The following is a 22,068-nucleotide window of genomic DNA, read 5'->3' as shown; positions in this document are numbered from 1 at the left end:
GTCTGAGAGAATTGGTCCCGTGATCTCTCGAATCGATCTGCGCGGCAACGCCCTCCCCGAGGGTGGCGCCCTGCGCGACCTGCTGCCCCGTGCCGAGTTCGACGTGGAAGCCGCCCTGGAGAAGGTGCGGCCCATCTGCGAGGACGTGCATCATCGCGGCACGGCGGCGCTGATCGAGTACGCGGAGAGGTTCGACGGCGTGACCCTGGAGCGGATCCGGGTGCCCGCCGAGGCGCTCACCGAGGCCCTGGAGCAGCTCGACCCGCAGGTCAGGGCGGCCCTTGAGGAGTCCATCCGGCGCGCCAGGATCGTGCACCGCGCCCAGCGCCGCACCGAGCACACCACCCAGGTGGTCCCCGGCGGCACCGTCACCGAGAAGTGGGTGCCGGTCGAGCGCGTGGGCCTCTACGCGCCCGGCGGCCGGTCGGTGTACCCGTCCTCCGTGGTCATGAACGTGGTCCCGGCCCAGGAGGCGGGCGTGCAGTCCATCGCGCTCGCCTCCCCGCCGCAGAAGGACTTCGGCGGCCTGCCGCACCCGACGATCCTCGCCGCGTGCGCCCTGCTCGGCGTGGACGAGGTGTACGCGGCGGGCGGCGCCCAGGCCGTCGCGATGTTCGCGTACGGGACCTCGGGACCCGACGCGTGTGCGCCCGCGAACATGGTGACCGGCCCCGGCAACATCTGGGTCGCCGCCGCCAAGCGCTACTTCACCGGCCGCATCGGCATCGACACCGAGGCCGGGCCGACCGAGATCGCCGTCCTCGCGGACGAGACCGCCGACCCGGCGCACGTCGCCGCCGACCTGATCAGCCAGGCCGAGCACGACCCGATGGCCGCCGCGGTCCTGGTCACCGACTCCGTGGCGCTCGCGGAGGCGGTGACGCGCGAACTGGAGACGCAGATCGCGGCCACCAAGCACGTCGAGGACCGCATCAGGCCCGCGCTGGCCGGCAAGCAGTCCGCGATCGTGCTGGTCGACGGCCTGGAGGAGGGCCTGAAGGTGGTCGACGCCTACGGCGCCGAGCACCTGGAGATCCAGACCGCCGACGCCGCCGCGGTGGCCGGCCGGGTCCGCAACGCGGGCGCGGTCTTCGTCGGCCCCTGGGCGCCGGTCTCCCTCGGCGACTACTGCGCGGGCTCCAACCACGTCCTGCCCACCGGCGGCTGCGCCTGCCACTCCTCGGGCCTGTCGGTGCAGTCCTTCCTCAAGGGCATCCACATCGTCGACTACAGCCGGGACGCCCTCGCGGAGGTCGCCCACCACGTGGTCACCCTCGCCGAGGCCGAGGACCTGCCCGCGCACGGGGCCGCGCTCAAGGCGAGGTTCGGATGGAAGGTGCCGGGACAGTGACCGACCGCCTCACCCTGGACGACCTGCCCGTACGCGACGAACTGCGCGGCAAGTCCCCCTACGGCGCGCCCCAGCTGGACGTGCCGGTCCAGCTCAACACCAACGAGAACCCGTACCCGCTGCCCGAGCCGCTGGTCGAGCGGATCGCGGAGCGGGTCGCCGAAGCCGCGCGCGGCCTCAACCGCTACCCCGACCGGGACGCGGTCGAGCTGCGCACCGAGCTCGCCCGCTACCTCACACGGACCGGGGGACACCCGGTCGCCACCGAGAACGTCTGGGCGGCCAACGGCTCCAACGAGGTCATCCAGCAACTGCTCCAGACCTTCGGCGGCCCCGGCCGCACCGCCATCGGCTTCGAGCCCTCGTACTCGATGCACGGCCTGATCGCGCGCGGCACCGGCACCGGCTGGATCTCCGGGCCCCGCAACGAGGACTTCACCATCGACGTGGCGGCCGCGCGCGAGGCGATCGCCGAACACCGGCCGGACGTCGTCTTCATCACCTCGCCCAACAACCCCACCGGCACGGCCGTCGAGGCAGCAACGGTCCTGGCGCTCTACGAGGCCGCCCAGGCCGCCAAGCCGTCCCTGGTGGTCGTCGACGAGGCGTACGTCGAGTTCAGCCACCGCGCCTCGCTGCTGCCGCTGCTCGCGGACCGCCCCCATCTGGTCGTCTCGCGGACCATGTCCAAGGCCTTCGGCGCGGCCGGGCTGCGCCTGGGCTATCTCGCCGCCCACCCCGCGGTGGTCGACGCGGTCCAGCTCGTCCGGCTGCCCTACCACCTCTCCGCCGTCACCCAGGCGACCGCGCTCGCCGCCCTGGAGCACACCGACACGCTGCTCGGCTACGTCGAGCAGCTCAAGGGGGAGCGGGACCGGCTGGTCACCGAGCTGCGCGCGGCCGGGTACGAGGTGACCGACTCGGACGCCAACTTCGTCCAGTTCGGCCGCTTCGAGGACTCCCACACCGCCTGGCAGCGGATCCTCGACCAGGGCGTCCTGGTCCGCGACAACGGGGTGCCCGGGTGGCTGCGCGTCACCGCGGGCACCCCTGCCGAGAACGACGCGTTCCTGGACGCGGTCCGCCAACTCAAGAAGGAGCAGAGCGCATGAGCCGCGTCGGCCGTGTCGAACGCACCACCAAGGAGACGTCCGTCCTCGTCGAGATCGACCTCGACGGAACCGGAAAGGTCGATGTGTCGACCGGGGTCGGCTTCTACGACCACATGCTCGACCAGCTCGGCCGCCACGGTCTCTTCGACCTCACGGTCAAGACCGACGGCGACCTGCACATCGACTCGCACCACACCATCGAGGACACCGCCCTCGCGCTCGGCGCCGCCTTCCGGCAGGCGCTCGGCGACAAGGTCGGCATCTACCGCTTCGGCAACTGCACGGTCCCCCTCGACGAGTCCCTCGCCCAGGTCACCGTGGACCTCTCCGGCCGCCCGTACCTGGTGCACACCGAGCCGGAGAACATGGCGCCGATGATCGGCGAGTACGACACCACGATGACCCGGCACATCCTGGAGTCCTTCGTGGCGCAGGCGCAGATCGCCCTGCACGTCCACGTCCCCTACGGGCGCAACGCGCACCACATCGTGGAGTGCCAGTTCAAGGCGCTGGCGCGGGCGCTGCGTTACGCATCCGAGCACGACCCGCGTGCCGCGGGCATCCTTCCTTCGACCAAGGGCGCGCTGTGAACGGCCTCAACTCCATCCTCATCGTCCTCGGGCTCTTCCTCGCGGGCGGCGTCTACTCCTTCGTCAAGCAGGACATGTCCAAGAGCCTGATCACGCTGCTCGCGATCAGCTCGGCGCTCTGCCTCGTCGCGGGCGTGCTGCGCCTGGAGGTGTGGAATTGAGCGCGAGCACTTCTCGTAAGAAGGTCGTCGTCTTCGACTACGGCTTCGGCAACGTGCGCTCCGCCGAGCGCGCCCTCGCCCACGTCGGCGCGGACGTCGAGATCACCCGCGACTACGACCGGGCCATGAACGCCGACGGGCTGCTCGTCCCCGGCGTCGGCGCCTTCTCGGCCTGTATGCGCGGGCTGCGCGAGGCGCGCGGCGACTGGCTGGTGGGCCGGCGCCTGTCGGGCGGGCGGCCCGTGATGGGCATCTGCGTCGGGATGCAGATCCTCTTCGAGCGCGGCATCGAGCACGGCGTGGAGACCGAGGGCCTGGACGAGTGGCCCGGCACGGTCGAACCGCTGAAGGCGCCGATCGTCCCGCACATGGGCTGGAACACGGTCAAGGCGCCCGAGGACAGCGAGCTGTTCGCGGGCCTGGACGCCGAGGCCCGGTTCTACTTCGTGCACTCCTACGCGGTGCACGACTGGAGCCTGGAGGTCACCAACCCCAAGATCCGCGCGCCCCGGGTCACCTGGGCCACCCACGGCGAGCCTTTCGTGGCCGCGGTGGAGAACGGCGCGCTGTGGGCCACCCAGTTCCACCCCGAGAAGTCCGGCGACGCCGGCGCGCAGCTGCTGACCAACTGGATCGGAACCCTGTGATGTCCGCGAACCCCGCCGCGAACCCCTCCGCGAAGCTCGAACTGCTCCCGGCCGTCGACGTCCGCGACGGCCAGGCCGTCCGGCTCGTCCACGGCGAGTCCGGTTCGGAGACCTCCTACGGCTCCCCGCTCCAGGCGGCGCTCGCCTGGCAGGCGTCCGGCGCCGAGTGGCTGCACCTGGTCGACCTCGACGCCGCCTTCGGCACCGGAGACAACCGCGCGCTGATCGCCGAGGTCGCGGGCGCGATGGACATCAAGGTGGAGCTCTCCGGCGGCATCCGCGACGACGCCTCCCTGGAGGCCGCGCTCGCCACCGGGTGCCGCCGCGTCAACCTGGGCACCGCGGCCCTGGAGACCCCCGAGTGGGTCGCCAAGGTCATCGCGGAGTACGGCGACCGGATCGCGGTCGGTCTGGACGTACGGGGCACGACGCTGCGCGGCCGCGGCTGGACCCGCGACGGCGGCGATCTCTACGAGACGCTGGCGCGCCTGGACTCCGAGGGCTGCGCGCGGTACGTGGTGACCGACATCGCCAAGGACGGCACGCTCACCGGCCCCAACCTCGATCTGCTGCGCAACGTCTGCGCGGCCACCGACAAGCCGGTGGTGGCCTCCGGCGGCGTCTCCTCGCTCGACGACCTGCGGGCGATCGCGCAGCTGGTGGGGCAGGGTGTGGAGGGCGCCATCGTGGGCAAGGCCCTGTACGCGAAGGCGTTCACCCTCGAAGAGGCCCTGGAGGCTGTGTCCCGATGAGCGACGTACGGCGTGTGCAGAGTGACAGTCCCTGGGAGGACACGATCGGCTTCGCGCGCGCCGTCGCCGCGGGCGACCATGTGCACGTCGCCGGCACCACGCCGTTCCGGGGCACGGTGCTGTACGGCGAGGGCGACCCGTACGAGCAGGCCAAGGTGGCCTTCTCCAACGCCCTCGCCGCGCTCGCGGAGTTCGGACTCGGGGCCGAGTCCGTGGTCCGCACCCGGATGTACCTCACCCACGCGCGCGACATCGACGAGGCGTCCAGGGCCCACAAGGAGCTCTTCGGCGCGGCCCGTCCGGCGGCCACGCTGGTGATCGTCAGCGGTCTGATCGACCCGCGCATGCTGGTGGAAGTGGAAGTGGACGCCTACCGGGGCGTCCCCGAAGGAGCCCCAGAAGGAGCCCCAGAATGACCCTCGCGGTCCGCGTCATCCCCTGCCTGGACGTCGACGGCGGGCGGGTGGTGAAGGGCGTCAACTTCCAGAACCTGCGCGACGCCGGTGACCCGGTGGAGATGGCGAAGCTGTACGACGCCGAGGGCGCGGACGAGCTGACGTTCCTGGACATCACGGCGTCCTCCGGCAACCGCGAGACGACGTACGACGTGGTGCGGCGCACCGCCGAGCAGGTGTTCATCCCGCTCACCGTGGGCGGCGGCGTCCGCTCGGCGGAGGACGTCGACAAGCTGCTGCGGGCCGGGGCGGACAAGGTGGGCGTCAACACGGCGGCCATCGAGCGGCCCGAGCTGATCCGCGAGATCGCCGAGCGCTTCGGGCGCCAGGTGCTCGTGCTGTCGGTGGACGCGCGCCGCACTTCTTCCGGCACCTTCGAGGTGACGACCCACGGCGGGCGCCGGGGGACGGGCATCGACGCGGTGGAGTGGGCGCACCGGGCCGCGGAGCTGGGGGCGGGGGAGATCCTGCTGAACTCGATGGACGCGGACGGGACGAAGGACGGGTACGACACCGCGATGATCTCCGCGGTGCGGCGCCATGTCACCGTGCCGGTGATCGCCTCCGGCGGGGCCGGGCGGTTGGAGGACTTCGCGCCTGCGGTGGGGGCGGGGGCGGATGCGGTGCTGGCGGCGTCGGTGTTCCACTTCGGGGAGTTGCGGATCGGGGAGGTGAAGGGGGCACTGCGCGCCGCGGGCCACCCGGTGCGCTAGCCCCTCCCCGCCCCTTTCCCAAACCCGCCGGGGGTGGGTGGGGGTGAAGGCGGTTTTCCCGAGGGCTGCGCCCCCGGACCCCCTGCGGGGCCTGCGGCCCCTGCACCCCGCTCACGGCCCTGCGGGCCGCGATCTTTCACCTGCGGACCGTGCCGGGTCGCTCGCGCAGTTCCCCGCGCCCCTAACCACCCAGGGGCGCGGGGAACTGCGCGCTCGGGCCACAGACAACCCGCAGCGAACCACCGGCCCTTGAGGGGCGCGGGGAACGGCGCGACCAGCCACCCACAGCCCGCAGACGACCCCGGCCCTTGAGGGGCGCGGGGAACTGCGCGACCAGCCCACCCCCGCCCCGCAGTCGAAGTCCGGGCCTGAAAGGGGGAACTGCGCGACCAGCCACCCACAGCCCGCAGGCGAACCGCCTCGGTGCGTGCTCCGAGCCAGAACGGGGCCTCGGGGGGCGTGGCCCCCGGCTACACCCCGAGCTTCGCCTCCAGCGCCCGCGCCGCCGCCGACTTCTCCCCCTCGATCTCGACCCGCGCCGCCTCCTGGCGGCCCGAGGCGAACAGGCAGAGCTCACCCGGCTCACCCGTCACCGTCACCACCGGCGCCCCCCTCCGCGCCACCGCCGTCTGCCCGTCGGGGCGGCGCAGGACCAGGCCCACGGGGGAGCGGCGGCCCATCAGGCGGGCCATCTTCTCCAGGCGGGACCAGAGCGTGTCCGCGAAGACCGGGTCGACCGGGCGCGGCGTCCAGTCGGGCTGGGCCCGGCGGACGTCCTCGCCGTGGACGTAGAACTCGATCGCGTTCGCCCCCTCGTCCACCTGCTTGAGGCTGTACGGCGAGAACTTCGGCGGCCCCGTACGGAAGAGCCGCACCAGCTCCTCGTACGGTTTCGCGGCGAACTCCGCCTGCACCCGGTCCAGACGGGACTTCAGGGCGCCGAGGATTATCCCGCCGGCCGCGTCGAGGCGGCGCTCGCGGACCACCAGGTGGGCCGCGAGGTCGCGCGTCGTCCAGCCCTCGCAGAGGGTCGGCGCGTCGGGGCCCGCCGCCTCCAACAGGTCGGCGAGCAGAAGTCGTTCACGCTTGGCATGGGTCGACATGGGGCCCAGCGTACGGCCCGTACCGGCGTCCGCCCAGTGGACGCACCGCCACCGGTGCCCCGGCGCCACGGCACAATGGGCCCATGACCAGCACTCTCGACCCCGCCGTCGCCGCCCGCCTCAAGCGGACCGCCGATGGACTGGTCCCGGCCATCGCCCAGCAGTACGACACCGGCGAGGTGCTCATGCTCGGCTGGATGGACGACGAGGCCCTGCACCGCACCCTGACCACCGGCCGCTGCACCTACTGGTCGCGCAGCCGGAACGCGTACTGGGTGAAGGGGGACACCTCCGGACACGTCCAGCACGTGAAGTCCGTCGCGCTGGACTGCGACGGGGACACCCTGCTGGTCAAGGTCGACCAGGTGGGGGCCGCCTGCCACACCGGTGACCGGACATGCTTCGACGCCGACGTCCTGCTGCCCGCCCCGGCTCAGTAGGGTCGCGCCATGGATCTCGAAACCTTCCGCAAGCTCGCGGTGGACCGCCGCGTCATCCCGGTCAGCCGCCGCCTCCTCGCGGACGGCGACACCCCCGTCGGGCTCTACCGCAAGCTCGCCGCCGAGCGCCCGGGCACCTTCCTCCTGGAGTCCGCCGAGAACGGCCGGACCTGGTCGCGCTACTCCTTCGTCGGCGTACGCGCCGCCGCCACGCTCACCGCCCGCGACGGCCAGGCCCACTGGATCGGCACCCCGCCCGTCGGCGTCCCGGCATCGGGCGACCCGCTGGAGGCCCTGCGGGCGACCATCGAGGCGCTGCACACCCCGCGCGACCTGGTCGCCGGAATGCCGCCGTTCACCGGCGGCATGGTCGGCTACCTCGGATACGACATCGTGCGCCGGCTGGAGAAGATCGGCGAGCACGGGCGCGACGACCTGCGACTGCCCGAGCTGACCATGCTGCTCACCTCCGACCTCGCGGTCCTCGACCACTGGGCCGGCTCGGTGCTGCTGATCGCCAACGCGATCAACCACAACGACCTGGACACCGGTGTCGACGAGGCCTACGCGGACGCCGTGGCCCGCCTCGACGCCATGGAGGCGGACCTGGCGAAGCCCGTCGAGTGCGCGCCCACCGTCCTGCCGCCCTCCGTGCTGCCCGAGTACACCGCCCTGTGGGGCGGCGAGGCGTTCCAGGACGCCGTCGAGGACATCAAGGAGCGCATCCGCGCGGGTGAGGCCTTCCAGGTCGTGCCCTCGCAGCGGTTCGAGACGCCCTGCACCGCGAGCGCGCTCGACGTCTACCGGGTGCTGCGGGCCACCAACCCGTCCCCGTACATGTACCTCTTCCGCTTCGACGGCTTCGACGTCGTCGGGTCGAGCCCGGAGGCGCTGGTCAAGGTCGAGGATGGGCGGGCGATGGTCCACCCGATCGCCGGGACCCGGCACCGCGGCGCCGGCCCGCAGGAGGACAACGACCTCGCCGAGGAGCTGCTCGCCGACCCCAAGGAGCGGGCCGAGCACCTGATGCTGGTGGACCTGGGCCGCAACGACCTGGGCCGGGTCTGCGAGCCGGGCAGCGTCGAGGTCGTCGACTTCATGTCGGTCGAGCGGTACTCGCACGTCATGCACATCGTGTCGACCGTGACCGGCCGGGTCGCCCCGGGCCGCAGCGCCTTCGACGTGCTCACCGCGTGCTTCCCGGCGGGGACGCTCTCCGGGGCGCCCAAGCCGCGCGCGATGCAGATCATCGAGGAGCTGGAGCCGAGCCGCCGCGGGCTCTACGGCGGCTGTGTCGGCTACCTCGACTTCGCGGGCGACTCCGACACCGCGATCGCCATCCGGACGGCCCTGCTCCGCGACGGCACGGCCTACGTCCAGGCCGGCGCGGGCGTGGTCGCCGACTCCGACCCGGTCGCGGAGGACAACGAATGCCGCAACAAGGCGGCGGCGGTGCTGCGGGCCGTCCACACGGCGAACCGGCTCCACGGCTGAGCACTCCGCGCGAGCCGGCAGGCGGCCGGCCGCGCGGCTCCCCGCCCCCTGGGCGTCCGTGGCCGGGGCAGCCGTCGCGGCGACCCCACTTCCCAGCGGGGCGGGGCCGTGCCGGGTGCGGCTGCGCCCGCGTGGGGGCGACGCCGTCCACGGAAAGGTCTGGCCCGGCCGAGCAGGTGCGGCTGCCCCCGCGCGGGCGCGACCGGCCATCCACCGTCCGCCGCCGCCCTGTTCCCGCCATAAATCCGCCCCCGCCTGACAAGATCACCCCCGCGCAGGCGATAGTGGAGTACGTGAGTGCCGTACCCGTACCCCAGTCGCGTGCCGAATCCGCGTCGTCCGCCCGCGCCGGAGGCGGAGGCGGCGGTCGCCGTACCCTCGCGGCCGCCCTGCTCCTCGCCGCCGCCGGGGCCGCCGTCGTCCTGCTCGCCTCCGGGCAGACCTGGGCCGAGGGCCACGCCGCGGTCGGAGGCGGCTCGGTGCCGCTGCGCGCCACCGGGCAGAACGTGACGGGCGTGCCCGCCGCCCTGGCCATCGTCGGACTCGCCGCGCTCGTCGCGGTGTTCGCCGTGCGCCGCGCCGGCCGGCTGCTGGTCTCCGGGCTGCTCGCGCTGAGCGGCGCCGGAGCCGCGCTCGCCGCCTTCCTCGGCGCCGACGACAGCTCCGCGCTCGACGAGAAGGCCGCCAGGACCAGCGGCGACGCGGCCGCGACCATCGGCGGCCTCACGCACACGGCCTGGCCCTACGTCACCTTCGCGGGCGGTCTGCTGCTCCTGGTCGCCGGGCTGCTCGCGCTGCGCTTCGGCGCCGCCTGGCCCGCGATGGGCGGGCGTTACGAGCGCGACGGCAGCCCCCGCCCCCGCAAGCCCCGCCCGGCCAGGGACCCGGACCGGCCCGAGGAGCTGTGGAAGGCCCTGGACCGGGGCGAGGACCCGACCGGGGTGTGAGCTCCCCCACGGGGGCGACCCCAGGCTCGGGGCACGCGCGCGGGTGCGCGACAATGGTCGGTGAGCGGTCGCGGTCCCCGGACTGGGCGGCCACTTCGCGACCCAGAGATTCACCAACGAGGAGCAACTCATGGCGGGCAGCAGCGGCGGCCACGGACACACCCCGGCCGCCTGGACCGGTGTCATCATCTCCTTCATCGGCTTCTGTGCGGCCTCGGTCTTCATCGTCGCCGCCAACCCGGTCGGCTTCTGGGCCGGTACGGCGCTCATCCTGCTCGGCGCGGTCGTCGGCGGTGTCATGAAGATGGCCGGCCTCGGCACGCCCAAGGAGTCCCCGGAGATGGCCGCCGCCCGTGAGGCGGCCGGCGCCAAGGCCCGCGCCCGCCTCGCCGAGGCCCGCTGAGCCACCCGGCAGGCCCTGAGCCACGCGGCACACCCTTCCGAGCATCCGACGAGAGGCGCGGCCCCCGCCCAGGGGCTGCGCCTCTCGTCGGCTCCGGGGACAATCACCGCGTGGACGCCACCGAGACCCCGACCCGCCCGGCCCCCGGCGCCCCGGCTCCCGGGGCCCGCGCCGCCGCACGCCGGCTCCTCCTCCCGCTGGGCACCCTCGCCGGGGTGGCCGCCGCCTTCGCCTACGTGGGCGCGGTCGACCCGAACGAGCCCGGCCACTACCCCGTCTGCCCGCTGCTGCGGCTCACCGGGATCTACTGCCCCGGCTGCGGGGGCCTGCGCAGCGCCCACGCCTTCGTCACGGGCGACTTCGGCGCGGCCCTCGGCGCCAACGCACTGGCCGTGGCCGGCTATGCCCTCTTCGCGGTCCTGTGGGCGGTCTGGGCCGTCCGCGCCGCGCGCGGGCTGCCCTTCCGCGTCGACCTCAAGAACAGCCACTGGTGGGCAGTCGGCGCGGTCCTGCTGGTCTTCTCGATTGTCCGGAATCTACCGTTCGGGTCTGTGCTCGCGCCGTGACATTCCGTATATCTCCCCACGTCCCGGCTGTCCGAGGAGTGGGACGGGCGTCAACCGGATGCGGGCCCTTCGCTCCGGTGCGGATACCATCGTCATGGCTGATCCTGGCCGATCGTCAACGTCACCGTCCTGGAAGGGGGCCGCTCGCGTGAGTGTGCTCGACGAGATCATCGAGGGCGTCCGCGCCGATCTGGCGGAGCGGCAGGCGCGGGTCGGCCTCGACGAGCTCAAGGAGCGCGCCGCCAAGGCGCCCCAGGCTCGGGACGGTGTAGCGGCCCTGCGCGGCGAAGGCGTCAAGGTCATCTGCGAGGTCAAGCGCTCCAGCCCCTCCAAGGGCGCGCTGGCGGCCATCGCGGACCCGGCTGCCCTCGCGGCCGACTACGAGGCGGGCGGCGCCGCCGTCATCTCCGTGCTCACCGAGGAGCGCCGCTTCGGCGGCTCGCTCGCCGACCTGGAGGCCGTTCGCGCCAAGGTCGACATCCCGGTCCTGCGCAAGGACTTCATCGTCACCGCGTACCAGCTGTGGGAGGCCCGGGCGTACGGGGCCGACATGGCGCTCCTGATCGTCTCCGCCCTGGATCAGGACGCCCTGGTCTCGCTCATCGAGCGGGCCGAGTCCATCGGGCTCACCCCGCTGGTCGAGGTGCACGACGAGGACGAGGTCGAGCGGGCGGTCGACGCGGGCGCGAAGATCATCGGCGTCAACGCGCGCGACCTGAAGACCCTCAAGGTGGACCGCACCACCTTCGAGCGCGTCGCCCCGGAGATCCCCTCGCACATCGTCAAGATCGCCGAGTCGGGCGTGCGTGGCCCGCACGACCTGATCGCCTACGCCAACGCGGGCGCGGACGCCGTCCTGGTCGGCGAGTCCCTGGTCACCGGCAAGGACCCCCGGGCGGCCGTCGCCGACCTGGTGGCCGCCGGCGCCCACCCCGCCCTGCGGCACGGACGGAACTGACACCGCGATGCCGATTGCCGCCCGTCTCGCCCCCGGCTGCCGCCCCCGCGGCTGCCGCGCCCCGGCGCGCCGGGTGCACGGGCGGCGCGTGCGCTATGTGATCGGCTCGGAGCCGGGCCAGGTCAACGGGATGCGATGGCGTCGCCGCTGAGCTGAGCGCCCCACAGGGGCGCGGGGAACCGCGCGACCGGCCGACGACCACGGACGGACGCCGTCCACGCGCACCCGCCACGGCGCTCGGCGCACGCGACCACACGTAACCCAGGACCGGGGCCACGGCGCCCCGGGGAGGTATCCCCATGTCCCACGAGCATGAGTTCTTCATCCCGGACCCGGAGGGCCGAGTCCCCGGCCCCGAGGGCTACTTCGGCGCCTTCGGCGGCAAGTTCATCCCCGAGGCCCTCGTCGCCGCGGTCGACGAGGTCGCCGTCGAGTACGAGAAGGCCAAGGCCGACCCCGCCTTCGCCGCCGAGCTCAACGACCTCATGGTCAACTACACCGGCCGCCCGAGCGCGCTGACCGAGGTGCCCCGGTTCGCCGAGCACGCCGGCGGCGCCCGGGTCTTCCTCAAGCGCGAGGACCTGAACCACACCGGCTCGCACAAGATCAACAACGTCCTCGGCCAGGCGCTGCTCACCAAGCGCATGGGCAAGACCCGGGTCATCGCCGAGACGGGCGCCGGCCAGCACGGCGTCGCCACCGCGACCGCCTGCGCCCTCTTCGGCCTCGAATGCACCATCTACATGGGCGAGGTCGACACCCAGCGCCAGGCGCTGAACGTCGCCCGGATGCGGATGCTCGGCGCCGAGGTCGTCCCCGTGAAGTCCGGCAGCCGCACCCTGAAGGACGCCATCAACGAGGCGTTCCGCGACTGGGTCGCCAACGTGGACCGCACGCACTACCTCTTCGGCACGGTCGCGGGCCCGCACCCGTTCCCGGCCATGGTCCGCGACTTCCACCGGGTCATCGGCGTCGAGGCCCGCCGCCAGATCCTGGAGCGCGCGGGACGGCTCCCGGACGCGGCCGTCGCCTGCGTCGGCGGCGGCTCCAACGCCATCGGGCTCTTCCACGCCTTCATCCCCGACGCGGGCGTCCGCCTGATCGGCTGCGAGCCCGCCGGGCACGGCATCGAGACCGGCGAGCACGCGGCGACCCTGACCGCGGGCGAGCCCGGCATCCTGCACGGCTCGCGGTCCTACGTCCTCCAGGACGACGAGGGCCAGATCACCGAGCCGTACTCGATCTCGGCGGGCCTGGACTACCCGGGCATCGGCCCCGAGCACTCCTACCTCAAGGACATCGGCCGCGGCGAGTACCGCGCGGTCACCGACGACGCGGCGATGCAGGCCCTGCGGCTGCTCTCGCGCACCGAGGGCATCATCCCGGCGATCGAGTCGGCGCACGCACTCGCGGGCGCGCTGGAGGTCGGCAAGGAGCTCGGCAGGGACGGCCTGATCGTGATCAACCTGTCCGGTCGCGGCGACAAGGACATGGACACGGCCGCCCGCTACTTCGGCCTGTACGGCACCGACGCCGAGGTGGCCGCCGACGCCGCGGGCCTCGCCGAGATCGAGGGAGACGCCAAGTGAGCGGGAACGTGACCCTGCTGGACGACACCCTCGCCCGCGCGAAGGCCGAGGACCGGGCCGCGCTCATCGCCTATCTGCCCGCCGGGTTCCCGACCGTCGACGGCGGCATCGAAGCGGTCAAGGCCGTCTTCGAGGGCGGCGCCGACATCGTCGAGGTGGGGCTGCCGCACAGCGACCCGGTCCTGGACGGGCCGGTCATCCAGACCGCCGACGACATCGCCCTCAAGGGCGGGGTGAAGATCGCCGACGTGCTGCGCACGGTCCGCGAGGCCCACGCCGCCACCGGCAAGCCGGTGCTGGTGATGACCTACTGGAACCCCATCGACCGGTACGGCGTGGAGCGCTTCACCGCCGAGCTCGCCGAGGCGGGCGGCGCCGGCTGCATCCTGCCCGACCTGCCGGTCCAGGAGTCCGCGCTGTGGCGCGAGCACGCCGACAAGCACGGTCTCGCCACCGTCTTCGTGGTCGCGCCCAGCAGCAAGGACGAGCGGCTCGCGACGATCACGGCCGCCGGCTCCGGCTTCGTGTACGCGGCGTCCCTGATGGGCGTCACCGGCACGCGCGCGTCGGTCGGCGCGCAGGCCGAGGACCTGGTGCGGCGCACCCGGGCCACCACCGAACTGCCGGTCTGCGTGGGCCTCGGCGTCTCCAACGCCGAGCAGGCCCGCGAGGTCGCCGCCTTCTCCGACGGCGTGATCGTCGGCTCGGCCTTCGTGCAGCGGCTGCTCGACGCGCCGGACCACGCCGCCGGGCTCGCCGCCGTGCGCGCCCTCGCGGGTGAACTCGCCGCGGGCGTCCGCCGTACGCCGTAGGGGTGCGGGCCGTACGCGGCGCCGCCCCGTGACCCCGCCAGGTTCGGACGGACCCGGAACGCGTTAGCTCGTACGGGTGGATCTGGGACCGGGGAGGCACGTGGGTGCCTCCCCGGTTCGTTGCTGCGGGTGTGAGCGAGAAGAACGAAGGCAAGAGAACGGCCCGCGAGCGGCTGGCCCAGGAGCGCGAGCGGCAGCGGACCCAGGACCGCCGCAGACGCACGATGATCGTCGCCGCGGCGGTGGTGTGTGTCCTCGGGCTGGCCGCGGTGATCGGCGTGATCGCCGCCAACACCAAGAGCGGCGACAAGAAGAGCACGGCGGGTCCGCTGCTGGCGCCCTCCGGGGCGGAGGGCAAGGACAAGCCGGCCATCCCGGTGGGCGTCGCCGACGCCCCGTCCACGCTCACGGTCTGGGAGGACTTCCGCTGCCCGGCGTGCGCCGCGTTCGAGAACGGCTTCCGGTCCACGATCCACGAGCTCCAGAACAGCGGCCGGCTCCGCGTCCAGTACCACCTCGCCACCCTGATCGACCGCAACCTCGGCGGCAGCGGCTCGCTGCGCGCGGCGAACGCGGCGGGCTGCGCACAGGACGCCGGGAAGTTCCCGGCGTACCACGACGTGCTCTACATGAACCAGCCGCAGGAGACGAACGACGCGTACGGGAAGAACGACAAGCTGATCGAGCTGGCCCAGAAGGTCCCCGGCCTGGACACGGCTGCCTTCCGCTCCTGTGTGCGGGAGGGAAAGCACAACAGCTGGGTCACCAAGTCCAACGACGCGTTCCAGAACGGCGGCTTCAGCGGGACGCCGACGGTCCAGCTGAACGGGGAGTCGGTCTTCCCGCAGAAGGGCAGCGAGCAGATCAGCCCGGCGAACCTGAAGAAGTGGGTCACCGAGGCGAACAAGGACAAGCAGCCGGGCACCGCGTCGCCGTCGGTGGCGACCGGGGCGCCGGGCTCGCCGCCCGCGGGTGAGCCCGCCGGGTCCGGGACGCCGAAGCCGAAGTCCCCGCACGGGTCCGCGCACGCGCCCGGGGCGGGCCCGGCGGCCCCGAAGAAGGCCCCCGCCCCGGCCCCCTCGCACCCGGGGGCCCCGGCGGTCCCGGCTCCCCTGGAGCCCTAGAGGCGTCGGCGGCCCCGGTCCGCCGCTCGTTACTCAGAAGTTGCCGGGTGGGTGGTCCGGCCGCCCGCCCGGCAGGGTAGCGTCGACCCTGCCATGAACCTCGCCTTCATTCCCAGCCCGTCGACCGGCGTGATCCACCTCGGACCCATCCCGCTGCGCGGCTATGCCTTCTGCATCATCATCGGTGTCTTCGTCGCCGTCTGGTACGGCAACAAGCGCTGGGTCGCCCGGGGCGGCCAAGCCGGCACGGTGGCCGACATCGCCGTCTGGGCGGTGCCCTTCGGCCTCGTCGGCGGCCGGCTCTACCACGTCATCACCGACTACCAGCTGTACTTCAGCGACGGTGAGGACTGGGTCGACGCCTTCAAGATCTGGCAGGGCGGGCTCGGCATCTGGGGCGCGATCGCGTTCGGCGCGGTCGGCGCGTGGATCGGCTGCCGCCGCCGGGGCATCCCGCTGCCGGCCTGGGCCGACGCGCTGGCTCCCGGCATCGCCTTCGCCCAGGCGGTGGGCCGCTGGGGCAACTGGTTCAACCAGGAGCTGTACGGCAGGCGCACCGACGTGCCGTGGGCGCTGAAGATCTCCGAGGGCACGAACCGGGTCGAGGGCACGTACCACCCGACGTTCCTGTACGAGTCGCTGTGGTGCGTCGGCGTCGGCTTCCTCGTCATCTGGGCGGACCGCCGCTTCAAGCTGGGCCACGGGCGGGCGTTCGCGCTGTACGTGGCGGCCTATTGCGTGGGGCGCGGCTGGATCGAGTACATGCGGGTGGACGAGGCGCACCACGTCCTGGGCCTGCGGCTCAACGACTGGACCGCGATCACGGTGTTCGTGCTCGCCGTGACGTACATCGTGATCTCCTCACGGGTGCGGCCGGGGCGGGAGACGGTGGTGGAGCCTGTGGCGGCGGATGCGGGGGCGGGGGACGCGGCGGGGGATGCGCCGTCTGGCGTGTCGTCCGACGTGCCTGCCGAGGGTGACGTGGCCGAGCCCGCCGACGACGGCGAGAAGCCGGTACCGTCCGAGAACGGAACCCCGAGCAAGGGCTGATCCCCCTTCCCGCCCGCGCTCAGCCCAGCACGGTCCGCAGGCGAAGACGGGGCGCGGGGCGCAGCCCCGCAACGGGACACCAGGGGCCCGGGGAAACCGCTTCCCCCCCCGCCCTCGGCAGGGTCCCCCGGAGAGTTAAGGGAACGGGCGGGGTGGGGGGACAGGCCGGTGGGCCAGGGACAGGGTGCGGCGGGCCGCCTCCAGCACCGCCGCGTCCACGAACCGCCCATCCGCCAGCGCCAGCGCCCCCGTATCGGTCGGCGCCGCCGTCACGATCTCCTCCGCCGCCGCCACCTCGGCCGGCGGCGGCAGATAGGCCCGTTCGATCACCGGCAGCTGCGCCGGATGGATCGCCGCGCGTCCCAGAAACCCCAGCGCCCGCCCCCGGGCACAGGACGCGGCGAGACCGTCCAGATCGCTGATGTGCCGGTAGACGGACTGCGCGGGCGGGTCCAGGCCCGCCGCCCGCGCGGCCACCACCACCCGGCTGCGCGGCCACTCCAGGCCCGACTCGTCACGTACGCCCAGATCCGCGCAGAGGTCCGCCTCCCCGAGCGCGATGCCCCGGACCGCCGGGTGCGCGGCGGCGATCGTGTACGCGTGCTCCACCCCCAGAGCGCTCTCCACCAGCGGATAGAGGGCGATGCCCGGGGCCAGCGCCGCCACCCGCTCGACCTGGAGCGCGTGGGTGACCTTGGGCAGGCGCAGGCCCGACAGACCCGGCAGCCCGGCCACCGCCCGTACGTCCTCCTCGGTGGCCACCCTGACGTGCACCGGCGTGGCGAGCGGCCGCGCCAGCAGCTCCGCCGTCGCCGCCCGGGCGTATGCCTTGCGGTCCGGCCCGACCGCGTCCTCCAGGTCCACGATCACCACGTCCGCCCCCGCCGACAGTGCCTTCTCGACCACCTGCGGACGGTCGCCGGGGGCATACAGCCAGGTCAGTGGAAGCGGCGGGGGCGGCGGGCTGGTAGGGGGCGTGGTCACAGCGCGCCCGCCCGGCGCAGCGCGCTGATCTCGGGGGCGGACAGGCCGAGTTCGGCCAGGACCTCGTCCGTGTCCGCGCCGTGCGGGCGGCCCGCCCAGCGGATCGCGCCGGGGGTCTCGGAGAGCCGGAAGAGGACGTTCTGCATCCGGACCGGCCCCAGCTCCGGGTCGTCGACCGTGGTGAGCGTGTCCAGCGCCCGGTACTGCGGATCCTCCATCACCTCGCGGATGTCGTAGACCGGCGCGATCGCCGCCTCCGCCTTCTCGAACGCCGTCATCGCCTCCTCCCGGGTGCGGCGCCCGATCCAGTGGCCCACCGCCTCGTCCAGGACGTCCGCGTGCTCGGCCCGCCCCGACCCGCTCGCGAACCACGGCTCCTCGATCAGCTCCGGCCGCCCCACCAGCCGTATCACCCGCTCGGCCACCGACTGGGCGGAGGTGGAGACGGCGAGCCAACTGCCGTCCGCCGTACGGTAGGTGTTGCGCGGGGCGTTGTTGCGGGAGCGGTTGCCGGTGCGCGGCTGGACGTAGCCGAGCTGGTCGTACCAGATGGGCTGCGGACCCAGCACGGTCAGGATCGGCTCGATGATCGCCATGTCGATGACCTGTCCGCGCCCGGTGGCGGCGCGCGCGGTGAGGGCGGTCAGTACGGCGTACGCGGTGGCCAGCGCGGCGATCGAGTCGGCGAGGCCGAACGGGGGCAGCGTCGGCGGGCCGTCCGGTTCACCGGTGACGGCGGCGAAGCCGGACATGGCCTCGGCGAGCGTGCCGAAGCCGGGGCGGTGGGCGTACGGACCGTACTGGCCGAAGCCGGTGACGCGGGTCAGCACCAGCCCCTCGTTGGCGGCGGACAGTTCGGGCCAGCCCAGGCCCCAGCGCTCCAGGGTGCCCGGACGGAAGTTCTCGATGATCACATCGGTGGAGGCGGCGAGCCTGAGCAGCGTCTCGCGGCCCCCCGGGGTGGACAGGTCGAGGGTGATGGCCCGCTTGTTGCGGCCCAACAGCTTCCACCAGAGCCCCACACCGTCCTTGGCGGGGCCGTGGCCGCGCGAGGGGTCGGGGCGGCGGGGGTGCTCGACCTTGATGACCTCGGCGCCGAAGTCGCCCAGCATCGTCGCCGCGAGCGGCCCCGCGAAAAGGGTGGCCAGGTCCAGCACCCGCAGCCGCTGGAGGGGTGCGGGCGGCGGGTGCGCCCCGCCCGGGGGAGTCGTCACCGGTCCGTGCCCCCGGCCGCCGCCGCGTCGATCTCCGTGCGGTACGGCATGGCGGCGATCGCGCCGGGCCGCTGGACCGAGAGCGCTGCGGCCCGCGACGCCCACGCCAGCGCCTCCGTCATCGCCCGGCCCTCACCCAGGCGGACGGCGAGCGCGCCCACGAACGTGTCACCCGCGCCCGTCGTGTCGACCGCGGTGACCTCGGGGGCCGCGACCGCGACCGGCTCCTGGCCGCGGGCCGCGTACAGGCAGCCCCGGGAGCCGAGCGTGACCACCGCCTCGGGGACCAGGTCGAGCAGCGCGCGAGCGGCGGCCTTGGGGTCGTCGACGCCGGTCAGCGAGGTGGCCTCGTGCTCATTGGCCACCAGCAGGTCGGTGGAGGCGAGGAGTTCGGGTGGCAGCGGCTGGACGGGGGAGGGGGTGAGGACCGTCCGCACCCCGTGGCGCCGGGCCGCCGCCGCACCCTCGACCACCGTGTCCATCGGCAGCTCCAGCTGGAGCAGCAGCGCCTGCGCGCCGGCGATCAGCGCCTCGTCGCCGGGGCCGAGGTGGGTGACGGAGGCGTTGGCACCGGGGATGACGACGATCGCGTTGCCGCCGGACGCGTCGACCACGATGTGGGCCGTGCCGGACGGGCCCTCGGTGGTGCGCACGAGGTCGGTGTCGACGCCCGAGCCGTCGAGCGCGGCCCGCAGCCGGGTGCCGAACTCGTCCGTGCCGACGGCCCCGATGAGCGCCACGTCGCCGCCCGCGCGGGCCGCCGCGACCGCCTGGTTGGCGCCCTTGCCGCCCGGGATCGTACGGAACTCGTGGCCGGTGACCGTCTCGCCGCGGCGCGGGGCGGTCGCCACATAGGCGACCAGGTCCATGTTGGTGCTGCCGAGCACCGCGATACGCGTCATGCGTTCCGTACCTCCTGGGGGATGGGGTGGGGGATGAGGCTCGCGGTGAGTTCCGCGAGGGTGTCGAAACCGGTGCCGTCGAAGTCGGCGACGGAGGTGGCGAGGCGGTTCTTGAGCGGGACGGTCCAGCGGGCGGGCAGGGCGTCCGGGTGTCCGGCGAGGAGTCCCGCGAGCGAACCGGCGGTGGCCCCGTTGGAGTCGGTGTCCCAGCCGCCCGACACGGCACGGCAGATGGAGCCGGAGAAGTCGCCGTCGGCATGGGTGAGGGCGGCGGCGAGCAGGGCCGCGTTGGGGACGGCGTGCACCCAGTGGTACGCGCCGAGCGCCGTGTGCAGCCGGTCCACGACCGTCTCGAAGTCGTCCTCCTCGCGGGCGAGTCCGATGCCGAGGCGGACCGCCCGGGCGAGGCGGGAGTCCGGGGGGATCACGGTGAGTCCACCGGCGAGGCAGGCGTGTACGTCGTACGCGCCGGTGGCGGCCAGGGAGATCGCGGCGGCCGTGAACATCGCGTGGTACACGCCGTTGGCGGTGTGGGTGAGGACGGCGTCGCGGTGCGCCTGTCCCGCGGCGGCGGCGGGGTCGCCCGGGTTGGTCCAGCCGTGGATGTCGGCGCGGATGGCCGCGCCGATCCACTCGCGGAACGGGTTGCGGTGGGTGGCGGTGTGCGGGGGTTCGACGCCGTCGAGGAGGTTGCGGTACGCGACGCGCTCGGCGGTGAACGTGCGGCCCGCCGGGAGTTCGTCCAGCCACAGCCGTGCCACGTCGGCGGTGGTGAAGGCGCGGCCGTGGCGCTGGAGGAGGAGCAGGCCGAGGAGGGGGTAGTTGAGGTCGTCGTCCTCGGGCATGCCGTCGATGTTCTCGGCGAGGGAGGTGGGGGCGGAGCGGCGGTTCCAGGGGTGGGCGGCGGCGAGGCCGGCGGGCAGGCCGTGGGCGGTGAACCAGGTGTGGAGGGGCCAGTTGGCGGTGGCGCGGGCGATGGCTCTGATGCCTAGGAGGGGGAGCTTCTCGACGGGCTTGCCGAGGAGGCAGCCGGCGGCTCGGCCGAGCCAGGCGGCGTGGAGGCGGGGGATTTCCCCCACCCCGCCCCTTCCCTGAACCCCCCGGGGGTGGGGGTGGGTGGGGCAGGGAGGTGTTCCCGGGGGCTTCGCCCCCGGATCCCCGAGCGGGGGCTCCGCCCCCTGCGCCCCTTGCGGGGGTGCGTCCCTGGGCCCCCTCAAGGGCGCGGCTGTGCCGGGAGCCCCGGAAGCGTTCGGCCAAGTTGGTGTGGTGGACCTGATGGCTTCCAGGTCCGTCGGCTCCGTCTGTGCCGACGGGCCTGGCAGCAGCGCCAGTTCGTCCAGTAGGCGCAGGGCCAGGGCTCTGAGCGCGGGGGGTGCGGGCGGTAGTGACGCGCCGCCGTGTGCGGGGGTCGTCGTGCCGCCCGCAGACGACCAGCGGGCCGCGATCGCGCTCGCGTCCCGGCCGTCCTCGGCCGCCTGGCGGAGTTCGTGGGGCAGGAGGTCCTCCGGCTGGACCCAGGTCACGCGCAGGAGGCTCATCGGGTCAGGGCCTCGAAGGCCGCGTGGTGGGCGGACCGACGGGCGCGGTCCTTGCCGTGCACCTCGACGGCCACCTCCGTCAGCGCCCGCGCGGGAGCGTGCAGGTCCAGGCGGCTCGCCTCCGCGATCTGTTTGGACCAGACGGCCGGAACGGTCCCCTCGCCCCGTAGCGCGCCCGCCAGCGCACCCGCCATCGTCGCGATGGAGTCGCAGTCCCGGCCGTAGTTCACCGCGCCCAGGACCGCCGTACGGAAGTCGCCGTCGGCCACCAGCAGCATGCCCAGGGCGACCGGCAGCTCCTCGATGGCGTGCAGCCGGGACGGGCGGCGGGCGCCCAGGGAGGGGGCGCGGTAGTCGGGGCCGACCGTGTCGAAGGGGGCGACGGCCGCCCGCAGCGGGGCGATCGCGGACTCGAAGTCCGTGTGGCCGGACGCCGCTTCGGCCACCGCCTCGATCGCCGCGCGGGTCCCGTCCTTCGCCAGGGAGAGGCAGGCCTGAACGACCGTCGCCGCCGTCGCGCCCGGCACGCACGCCGCCGCCACCGCCGCCGCGAAGACGCCCGCGGCCTCCCTCCCGTACGAGGACTGGTGCGGGGCCGCCACCTCCAGGGCCTCCGCGTACGCCCCCGCCGGGTCGGCCGCGTTGACCAGGCCGACCGGGGCCATGTACATCGCCGCACCGCAGTTGACGATGTTGCCGGTGCCCGCTTCGCGGGGGTCGACATGGCCGTAGTGCAGCCGGGCCACCAGCCACTTCTCGGCGAGGAAGATCCGGTGCAGGGGGATCGTCTCGGCTTCGAGTTCGGGGATCCAGACCGGGCGGGAGAGGAGGTCGGGGACCAGGTGGTCGGCGATCGCGTACGCGTCGAGGTGGTCGCGGACCTTCTCGTAGACGCGGATGAGCGCGTGCGTCATCAACGTGTCGTCGGTGACGTGTCCGTCGCCCTTGTGGTACGGGGCGATTGGCCGCGCGGTACGCCAGTCGTCGCCGTGCCAGGGGCCGACGATGCCGTGGACGCGGCCGCCGTGCCGCTCCGCGATCTGCTCGGGGCTGTGGCCCTCGACGGGGCCGCCGAGGGCGTCCCCGACGGCCGCGCCGACCAGGGCGCCGGTGATGCGGTCCTCAAGAGTGGGCGTCGTGTACGACGTCGTGAGCGTCATGCC

Annotated in this window: 25 protein-coding genes; 19 read left to right on the top strand and 6 right to left on the bottom strand. The window is 73.6% G+C overall.

What is annotated here, in order from left to right; genetic code table 11:
* Positions 1 to 19: 19 nt before the first annotated feature.
* From hisD to hisF, 8 genes are read left to right on the top strand one after another with little or no spacing between them, the layout of a single operon-like run.
* On the top strand, positions 20 to 1,351 hold the full coding sequence (gene hisD / locus ACZ4MU_RS11400; RefSeq protein WP_467874104.1) for a histidinol dehydrogenase: 1,332 nt from the start codon (positions 20 to 22) through the stop codon (positions 1,349 to 1,351).
* Positions 1,348 to 2,463 carry a histidinol-phosphate transaminase gene (locus ACZ4MU_RS11395; protein WP_467874102.1) on the top strand — a complete coding sequence of 372 codons (1,116 nt, stop codon included), beginning with the start codon at positions 1,348 to 1,350 and terminating at the stop codon, positions 2,461 to 2,463. Before hisD ends, ACZ4MU_RS11395 begins: the two co-directional genes overlap by 4 nt.
* Entirely contained in the window at positions 2,460 to 3,053 is a 594-nt protein-coding gene (hisB, locus tag ACZ4MU_RS11390; protein ID WP_358834507.1) for an imidazoleglycerol-phosphate dehydratase HisB, read from the top strand. Before ACZ4MU_RS11395 ends, hisB begins: the two co-directional genes overlap by 4 nt.
* Positions 3,050 to 3,214, top strand: coding sequence for a hypothetical protein (locus ACZ4MU_RS11385; protein WP_467874099.1), 165 nt, complete (start codon positions 3,050 to 3,052; stop codon positions 3,212 to 3,214). The genes hisB and ACZ4MU_RS11385 overlap by 4 nt, the downstream gene beginning before the upstream one ends.
* Positions 3,205 to 3,861: an imidazole glycerol phosphate synthase subunit HisH gene (hisH, locus tag ACZ4MU_RS11380; RefSeq protein WP_467874096.1), complete on the top strand. Its 657-nt coding sequence runs from the start codon at positions 3,205 to 3,207 to the stop codon at positions 3,859 to 3,861. The genes ACZ4MU_RS11385 and hisH overlap by 10 nt, the downstream gene beginning before the upstream one ends.
* A complete protein-coding gene (gene priA / locus ACZ4MU_RS11375) occupies positions 3,861 to 4,613 on the top strand; it encodes a bifunctional 1-(5-phosphoribosyl)-5-((5-phosphoribosylamino)methylideneamino)imidazole-4-carboxamide isomerase/phosphoribosylanthranilate isomerase PriA (RefSeq protein WP_467874093.1) in 753 nt (250 codons plus the stop codon). The genes hisH and priA overlap by 1 nt, the downstream gene beginning before the upstream one ends.
* Positions 4,610 to 5,029: a RidA family protein gene (locus tag ACZ4MU_RS11370; RefSeq protein WP_467874091.1), complete on the top strand. Its 420-nt coding sequence runs from the start codon at positions 4,610 to 4,612 to the stop codon at positions 5,027 to 5,029. Before priA ends, ACZ4MU_RS11370 begins: the two co-directional genes overlap by 4 nt.
* The gene (gene hisF / locus ACZ4MU_RS11365) at positions 5,026 to 5,781 is read left to right on the top strand and encodes an imidazole glycerol phosphate synthase subunit HisF (protein ID WP_467874088.1); all 756 of its coding nucleotides are present in this window, start codon (positions 5,026 to 5,028) and stop codon (positions 5,779 to 5,781) included. Before ACZ4MU_RS11370 ends, hisF begins: the two co-directional genes overlap by 4 nt.
* A gap of 470 nt (positions 5,782 to 6,251) precedes the next feature.
* Here the strand turns inward: hisF and ACZ4MU_RS11360 are convergent, their stop codons facing one another.
* Positions 6,252 to 6,884: a TIGR03085 family metal-binding protein gene (locus tag ACZ4MU_RS11360; RefSeq protein WP_467874086.1), complete on the bottom strand. Its 633-nt coding sequence runs from the start codon at positions 6,882 to 6,884 to the stop codon at positions 6,252 to 6,254.
* Positions 6,885 to 6,967: 83 nt separating this feature from the next.
* Between ACZ4MU_RS11360 and hisI the strand changes: the two genes are divergently transcribed.
* The 11 genes from hisI (at position 6,968) to lgt (ending at position 16,267) form a co-directional block, all read left to right on the top strand.
* The gene (gene hisI, locus ACZ4MU_RS11355) at positions 6,968 to 7,324 is read left to right on the top strand and encodes a phosphoribosyl-AMP cyclohydrolase (RefSeq protein ID WP_467874084.1); all 357 of its coding nucleotides are present in this window, start codon (positions 6,968 to 6,970) and stop codon (positions 7,322 to 7,324) included.
* A gap of 9 nt (positions 7,325 to 7,333) precedes the next feature.
* Positions 7,334 to 8,818 carry an anthranilate synthase component I gene (locus ACZ4MU_RS11350; RefSeq protein ID WP_467874082.1) on the top strand — a complete coding sequence of 495 codons (1,485 nt, stop codon included), beginning with the start codon at positions 7,334 to 7,336 and terminating at the stop codon, positions 8,816 to 8,818.
* 284 nt (positions 8,819 to 9,102) lie between these two features.
* A complete protein-coding gene (locus ACZ4MU_RS11345; protein ID WP_467874080.1) occupies positions 9,103 to 9,765 on the top strand; it encodes a TIGR02234 family membrane protein in 663 nt (220 codons plus the stop codon).
* Positions 9,766 to 9,895: 130 nt separating this feature from the next.
* Positions 9,896 to 10,168 (top strand): HGxxPAAW family protein, encoded by a 273-nt coding sequence (locus ACZ4MU_RS11340; protein ID WP_467874078.1) that lies wholly within the window; start codon positions 9,896 to 9,898, stop codon positions 10,166 to 10,168.
* A gap of 110 nt (positions 10,169 to 10,278) precedes the next feature.
* The gene (locus ACZ4MU_RS11335; RefSeq protein WP_467874075.1) at positions 10,279 to 10,734 is read left to right on the top strand and encodes a DUF2752 domain-containing protein; all 456 of its coding nucleotides are present in this window, start codon (positions 10,279 to 10,281) and stop codon (positions 10,732 to 10,734) included.
* A gap of 148 nt (positions 10,735 to 10,882) precedes the next feature.
* Positions 10,883 to 11,692, top strand: a complete 810-nt coding sequence (trpC, locus tag ACZ4MU_RS11330; protein ID WP_467874072.1) for an indole-3-glycerol phosphate synthase TrpC — start codon at positions 10,883 to 10,885, stop codon at positions 11,690 to 11,692.
* A 7-nt stretch (positions 11,693 to 11,699) separates the two neighbouring features.
* The gene (gene trpM / locus ACZ4MU_RS11325) at positions 11,700 to 11,843 is read left to right on the top strand and encodes a tryptophan biosynthesis modulator TrpM (RefSeq protein WP_467874069.1); all 144 of its coding nucleotides are present in this window, start codon (positions 11,700 to 11,702) and stop codon (positions 11,841 to 11,843) included.
* A gap of 148 nt (positions 11,844 to 11,991) precedes the next feature.
* Positions 11,992 to 13,281: a tryptophan synthase subunit beta gene (gene trpB, locus ACZ4MU_RS11320; RefSeq protein ID WP_467874066.1), complete on the top strand. Its 1,290-nt coding sequence runs from the start codon at positions 11,992 to 11,994 to the stop codon at positions 13,279 to 13,281.
* Entirely contained in the window at positions 13,278 to 14,093 is an 816-nt protein-coding gene (trpA, locus tag ACZ4MU_RS11315; RefSeq protein WP_467874063.1) for a tryptophan synthase subunit alpha, read from the top strand. The genes trpB and trpA overlap by 4 nt, the downstream gene beginning before the upstream one ends.
* 131 nt (positions 14,094 to 14,224) lie before the next feature.
* Entirely contained in the window at positions 14,225 to 15,217 is a 993-nt protein-coding gene (locus tag ACZ4MU_RS11310) for a DsbA family protein (RefSeq protein ID WP_467874060.1), read from the top strand.
* Between the two features lie 93 nt (positions 15,218 to 15,310).
* Complete coding sequence (gene lgt, locus ACZ4MU_RS11305) at positions 15,311 to 16,267, top strand: prolipoprotein diacylglyceryl transferase (RefSeq protein WP_467874057.1); 957 nt, start codon at positions 15,311 to 15,313, stop codon at positions 16,265 to 16,267.
* Between the two features lie 135 nt (positions 16,268 to 16,402).
* On the opposite strand, the gene ACZ4MU_RS11300 is transcribed toward lgt, so the two are convergent.
* Genes ACZ4MU_RS11300 through ACZ4MU_RS11280 form a run of 5 tightly spaced genes read right to left on the bottom strand, consistent with a single transcriptional unit; the run spans position 16,403 to position 22,065 of the window.
* On the bottom strand, positions 16,403 to 17,251 hold the full coding sequence (locus ACZ4MU_RS11300) for an HpcH/HpaI aldolase/citrate lyase family protein (protein WP_467874054.1): 849 nt from the start codon (positions 17,249 to 17,251) through the stop codon (positions 16,403 to 16,405).
* The gene (locus ACZ4MU_RS11295) at positions 17,248 to 18,465 is read right to left on the bottom strand and encodes a CaiB/BaiF CoA transferase family protein (RefSeq protein WP_467874051.1); all 1,218 of its coding nucleotides are present in this window, start codon (positions 18,463 to 18,465) and stop codon (positions 17,248 to 17,250) included. Before ACZ4MU_RS11295 ends, ACZ4MU_RS11300 begins: the two co-directional genes overlap by 4 nt.
* Positions 18,462 to 19,367, bottom strand: a complete 906-nt coding sequence (gene rbsK, locus ACZ4MU_RS11290; RefSeq protein ID WP_467874048.1) for a ribokinase — start codon at positions 19,365 to 19,367, stop codon at positions 18,462 to 18,464. The genes ACZ4MU_RS11295 and rbsK overlap by 4 nt, the downstream gene beginning before the upstream one ends.
* Positions 19,364 to 20,905, bottom strand: a complete 1,542-nt coding sequence (locus ACZ4MU_RS11285; RefSeq protein ID WP_467874045.1) for an ADP-ribosylglycohydrolase family protein — start codon at positions 20,903 to 20,905, stop codon at positions 19,364 to 19,366. The genes rbsK and ACZ4MU_RS11285 overlap by 4 nt, the downstream gene beginning before the upstream one ends.
* The gene (locus ACZ4MU_RS11280) at positions 20,902 to 22,065 is read right to left on the bottom strand and encodes an ADP-ribosylglycohydrolase family protein (RefSeq protein ID WP_467874042.1); all 1,164 of its coding nucleotides are present in this window, start codon (positions 22,063 to 22,065) and stop codon (positions 20,902 to 20,904) included. Before ACZ4MU_RS11280 ends, ACZ4MU_RS11285 begins: the two co-directional genes overlap by 4 nt.
* Positions 22,066 to 22,068 lie beyond the last annotated feature (3 nt).

Source organism: Streptomyces sp. NPDC026377, assembly GCF_055567715.1.
Note: the sequence above shows the minus strand (reverse complement) of the source record. Positions and strands in the feature narration are given on the sequence as shown.

Coding starts and splice junctions, on each gene's coding strand:
- hisB (WP_358834507.1), top strand. CDS start 2,460: ATGAGCCGCGTCGGCCGTGTCGAACGCACCACCAAGGAGACGTCCGTC.
- priA (WP_467874093.1), top strand. CDS start 3,861: ATGTCCGCGAACCCCGCCGCGAACCCCTCCGCGAAGCTCGAACTGCTC.
- ACZ4MU_RS11370 (WP_467874091.1), top strand. CDS start 4,610: ATGAGCGACGTACGGCGTGTGCAGAGTGACAGTCCCTGGGAGGACACG.
- hisF (WP_467874088.1), top strand. CDS start 5,026: ATGACCCTCGCGGTCCGCGTCATCCCCTGCCTGGACGTCGACGGCGGG.
- ACZ4MU_RS11360 (WP_467874086.1), bottom strand. CDS start 6,884: ATGTCGACCCATGCCAAGCGTGAACGACTTCTGCTCGCCGACCTGTTG.
- hisI (WP_467874084.1), top strand. CDS start 6,968: ATGACCAGCACTCTCGACCCCGCCGTCGCCGCCCGCCTCAAGCGGACC.
- ACZ4MU_RS11350 (WP_467874082.1), top strand. CDS start 7,334: ATGGATCTCGAAACCTTCCGCAAGCTCGCGGTGGACCGCCGCGTCATC.
- ACZ4MU_RS11340 (WP_467874078.1), top strand. CDS start 9,896: ATGGCGGGCAGCAGCGGCGGCCACGGACACACCCCGGCCGCCTGGACC.
- trpM (WP_467874069.1), top strand. CDS start 11,700: ATGCCGATTGCCGCCCGTCTCGCCCCCGGCTGCCGCCCCCGCGGCTGC.
- trpB (WP_467874066.1), top strand. CDS start 11,992: ATGTCCCACGAGCATGAGTTCTTCATCCCGGACCCGGAGGGCCGAGTC.
- lgt (WP_467874057.1), top strand. CDS start 15,311: ATGAACCTCGCCTTCATTCCCAGCCCGTCGACCGGCGTGATCCACCTC.
- rbsK (WP_467874048.1), bottom strand. CDS start 19,367: ATGACGCGTATCGCGGTGCTCGGCAGCACCAACATGGACCTGGTCGCC.
- ACZ4MU_RS11285 (WP_467874045.1), bottom strand. CDS start 20,905: ATGAGCCTCCTGCGCGTGACCTGGGTCCAGCCGGAGGACCTCCTGCCC.
- ACZ4MU_RS11280 (WP_467874042.1), bottom strand. CDS start 22,065: ATGACGCTCACGACGTCGTACACGACGCCCACTCTTGAGGACCGCATC.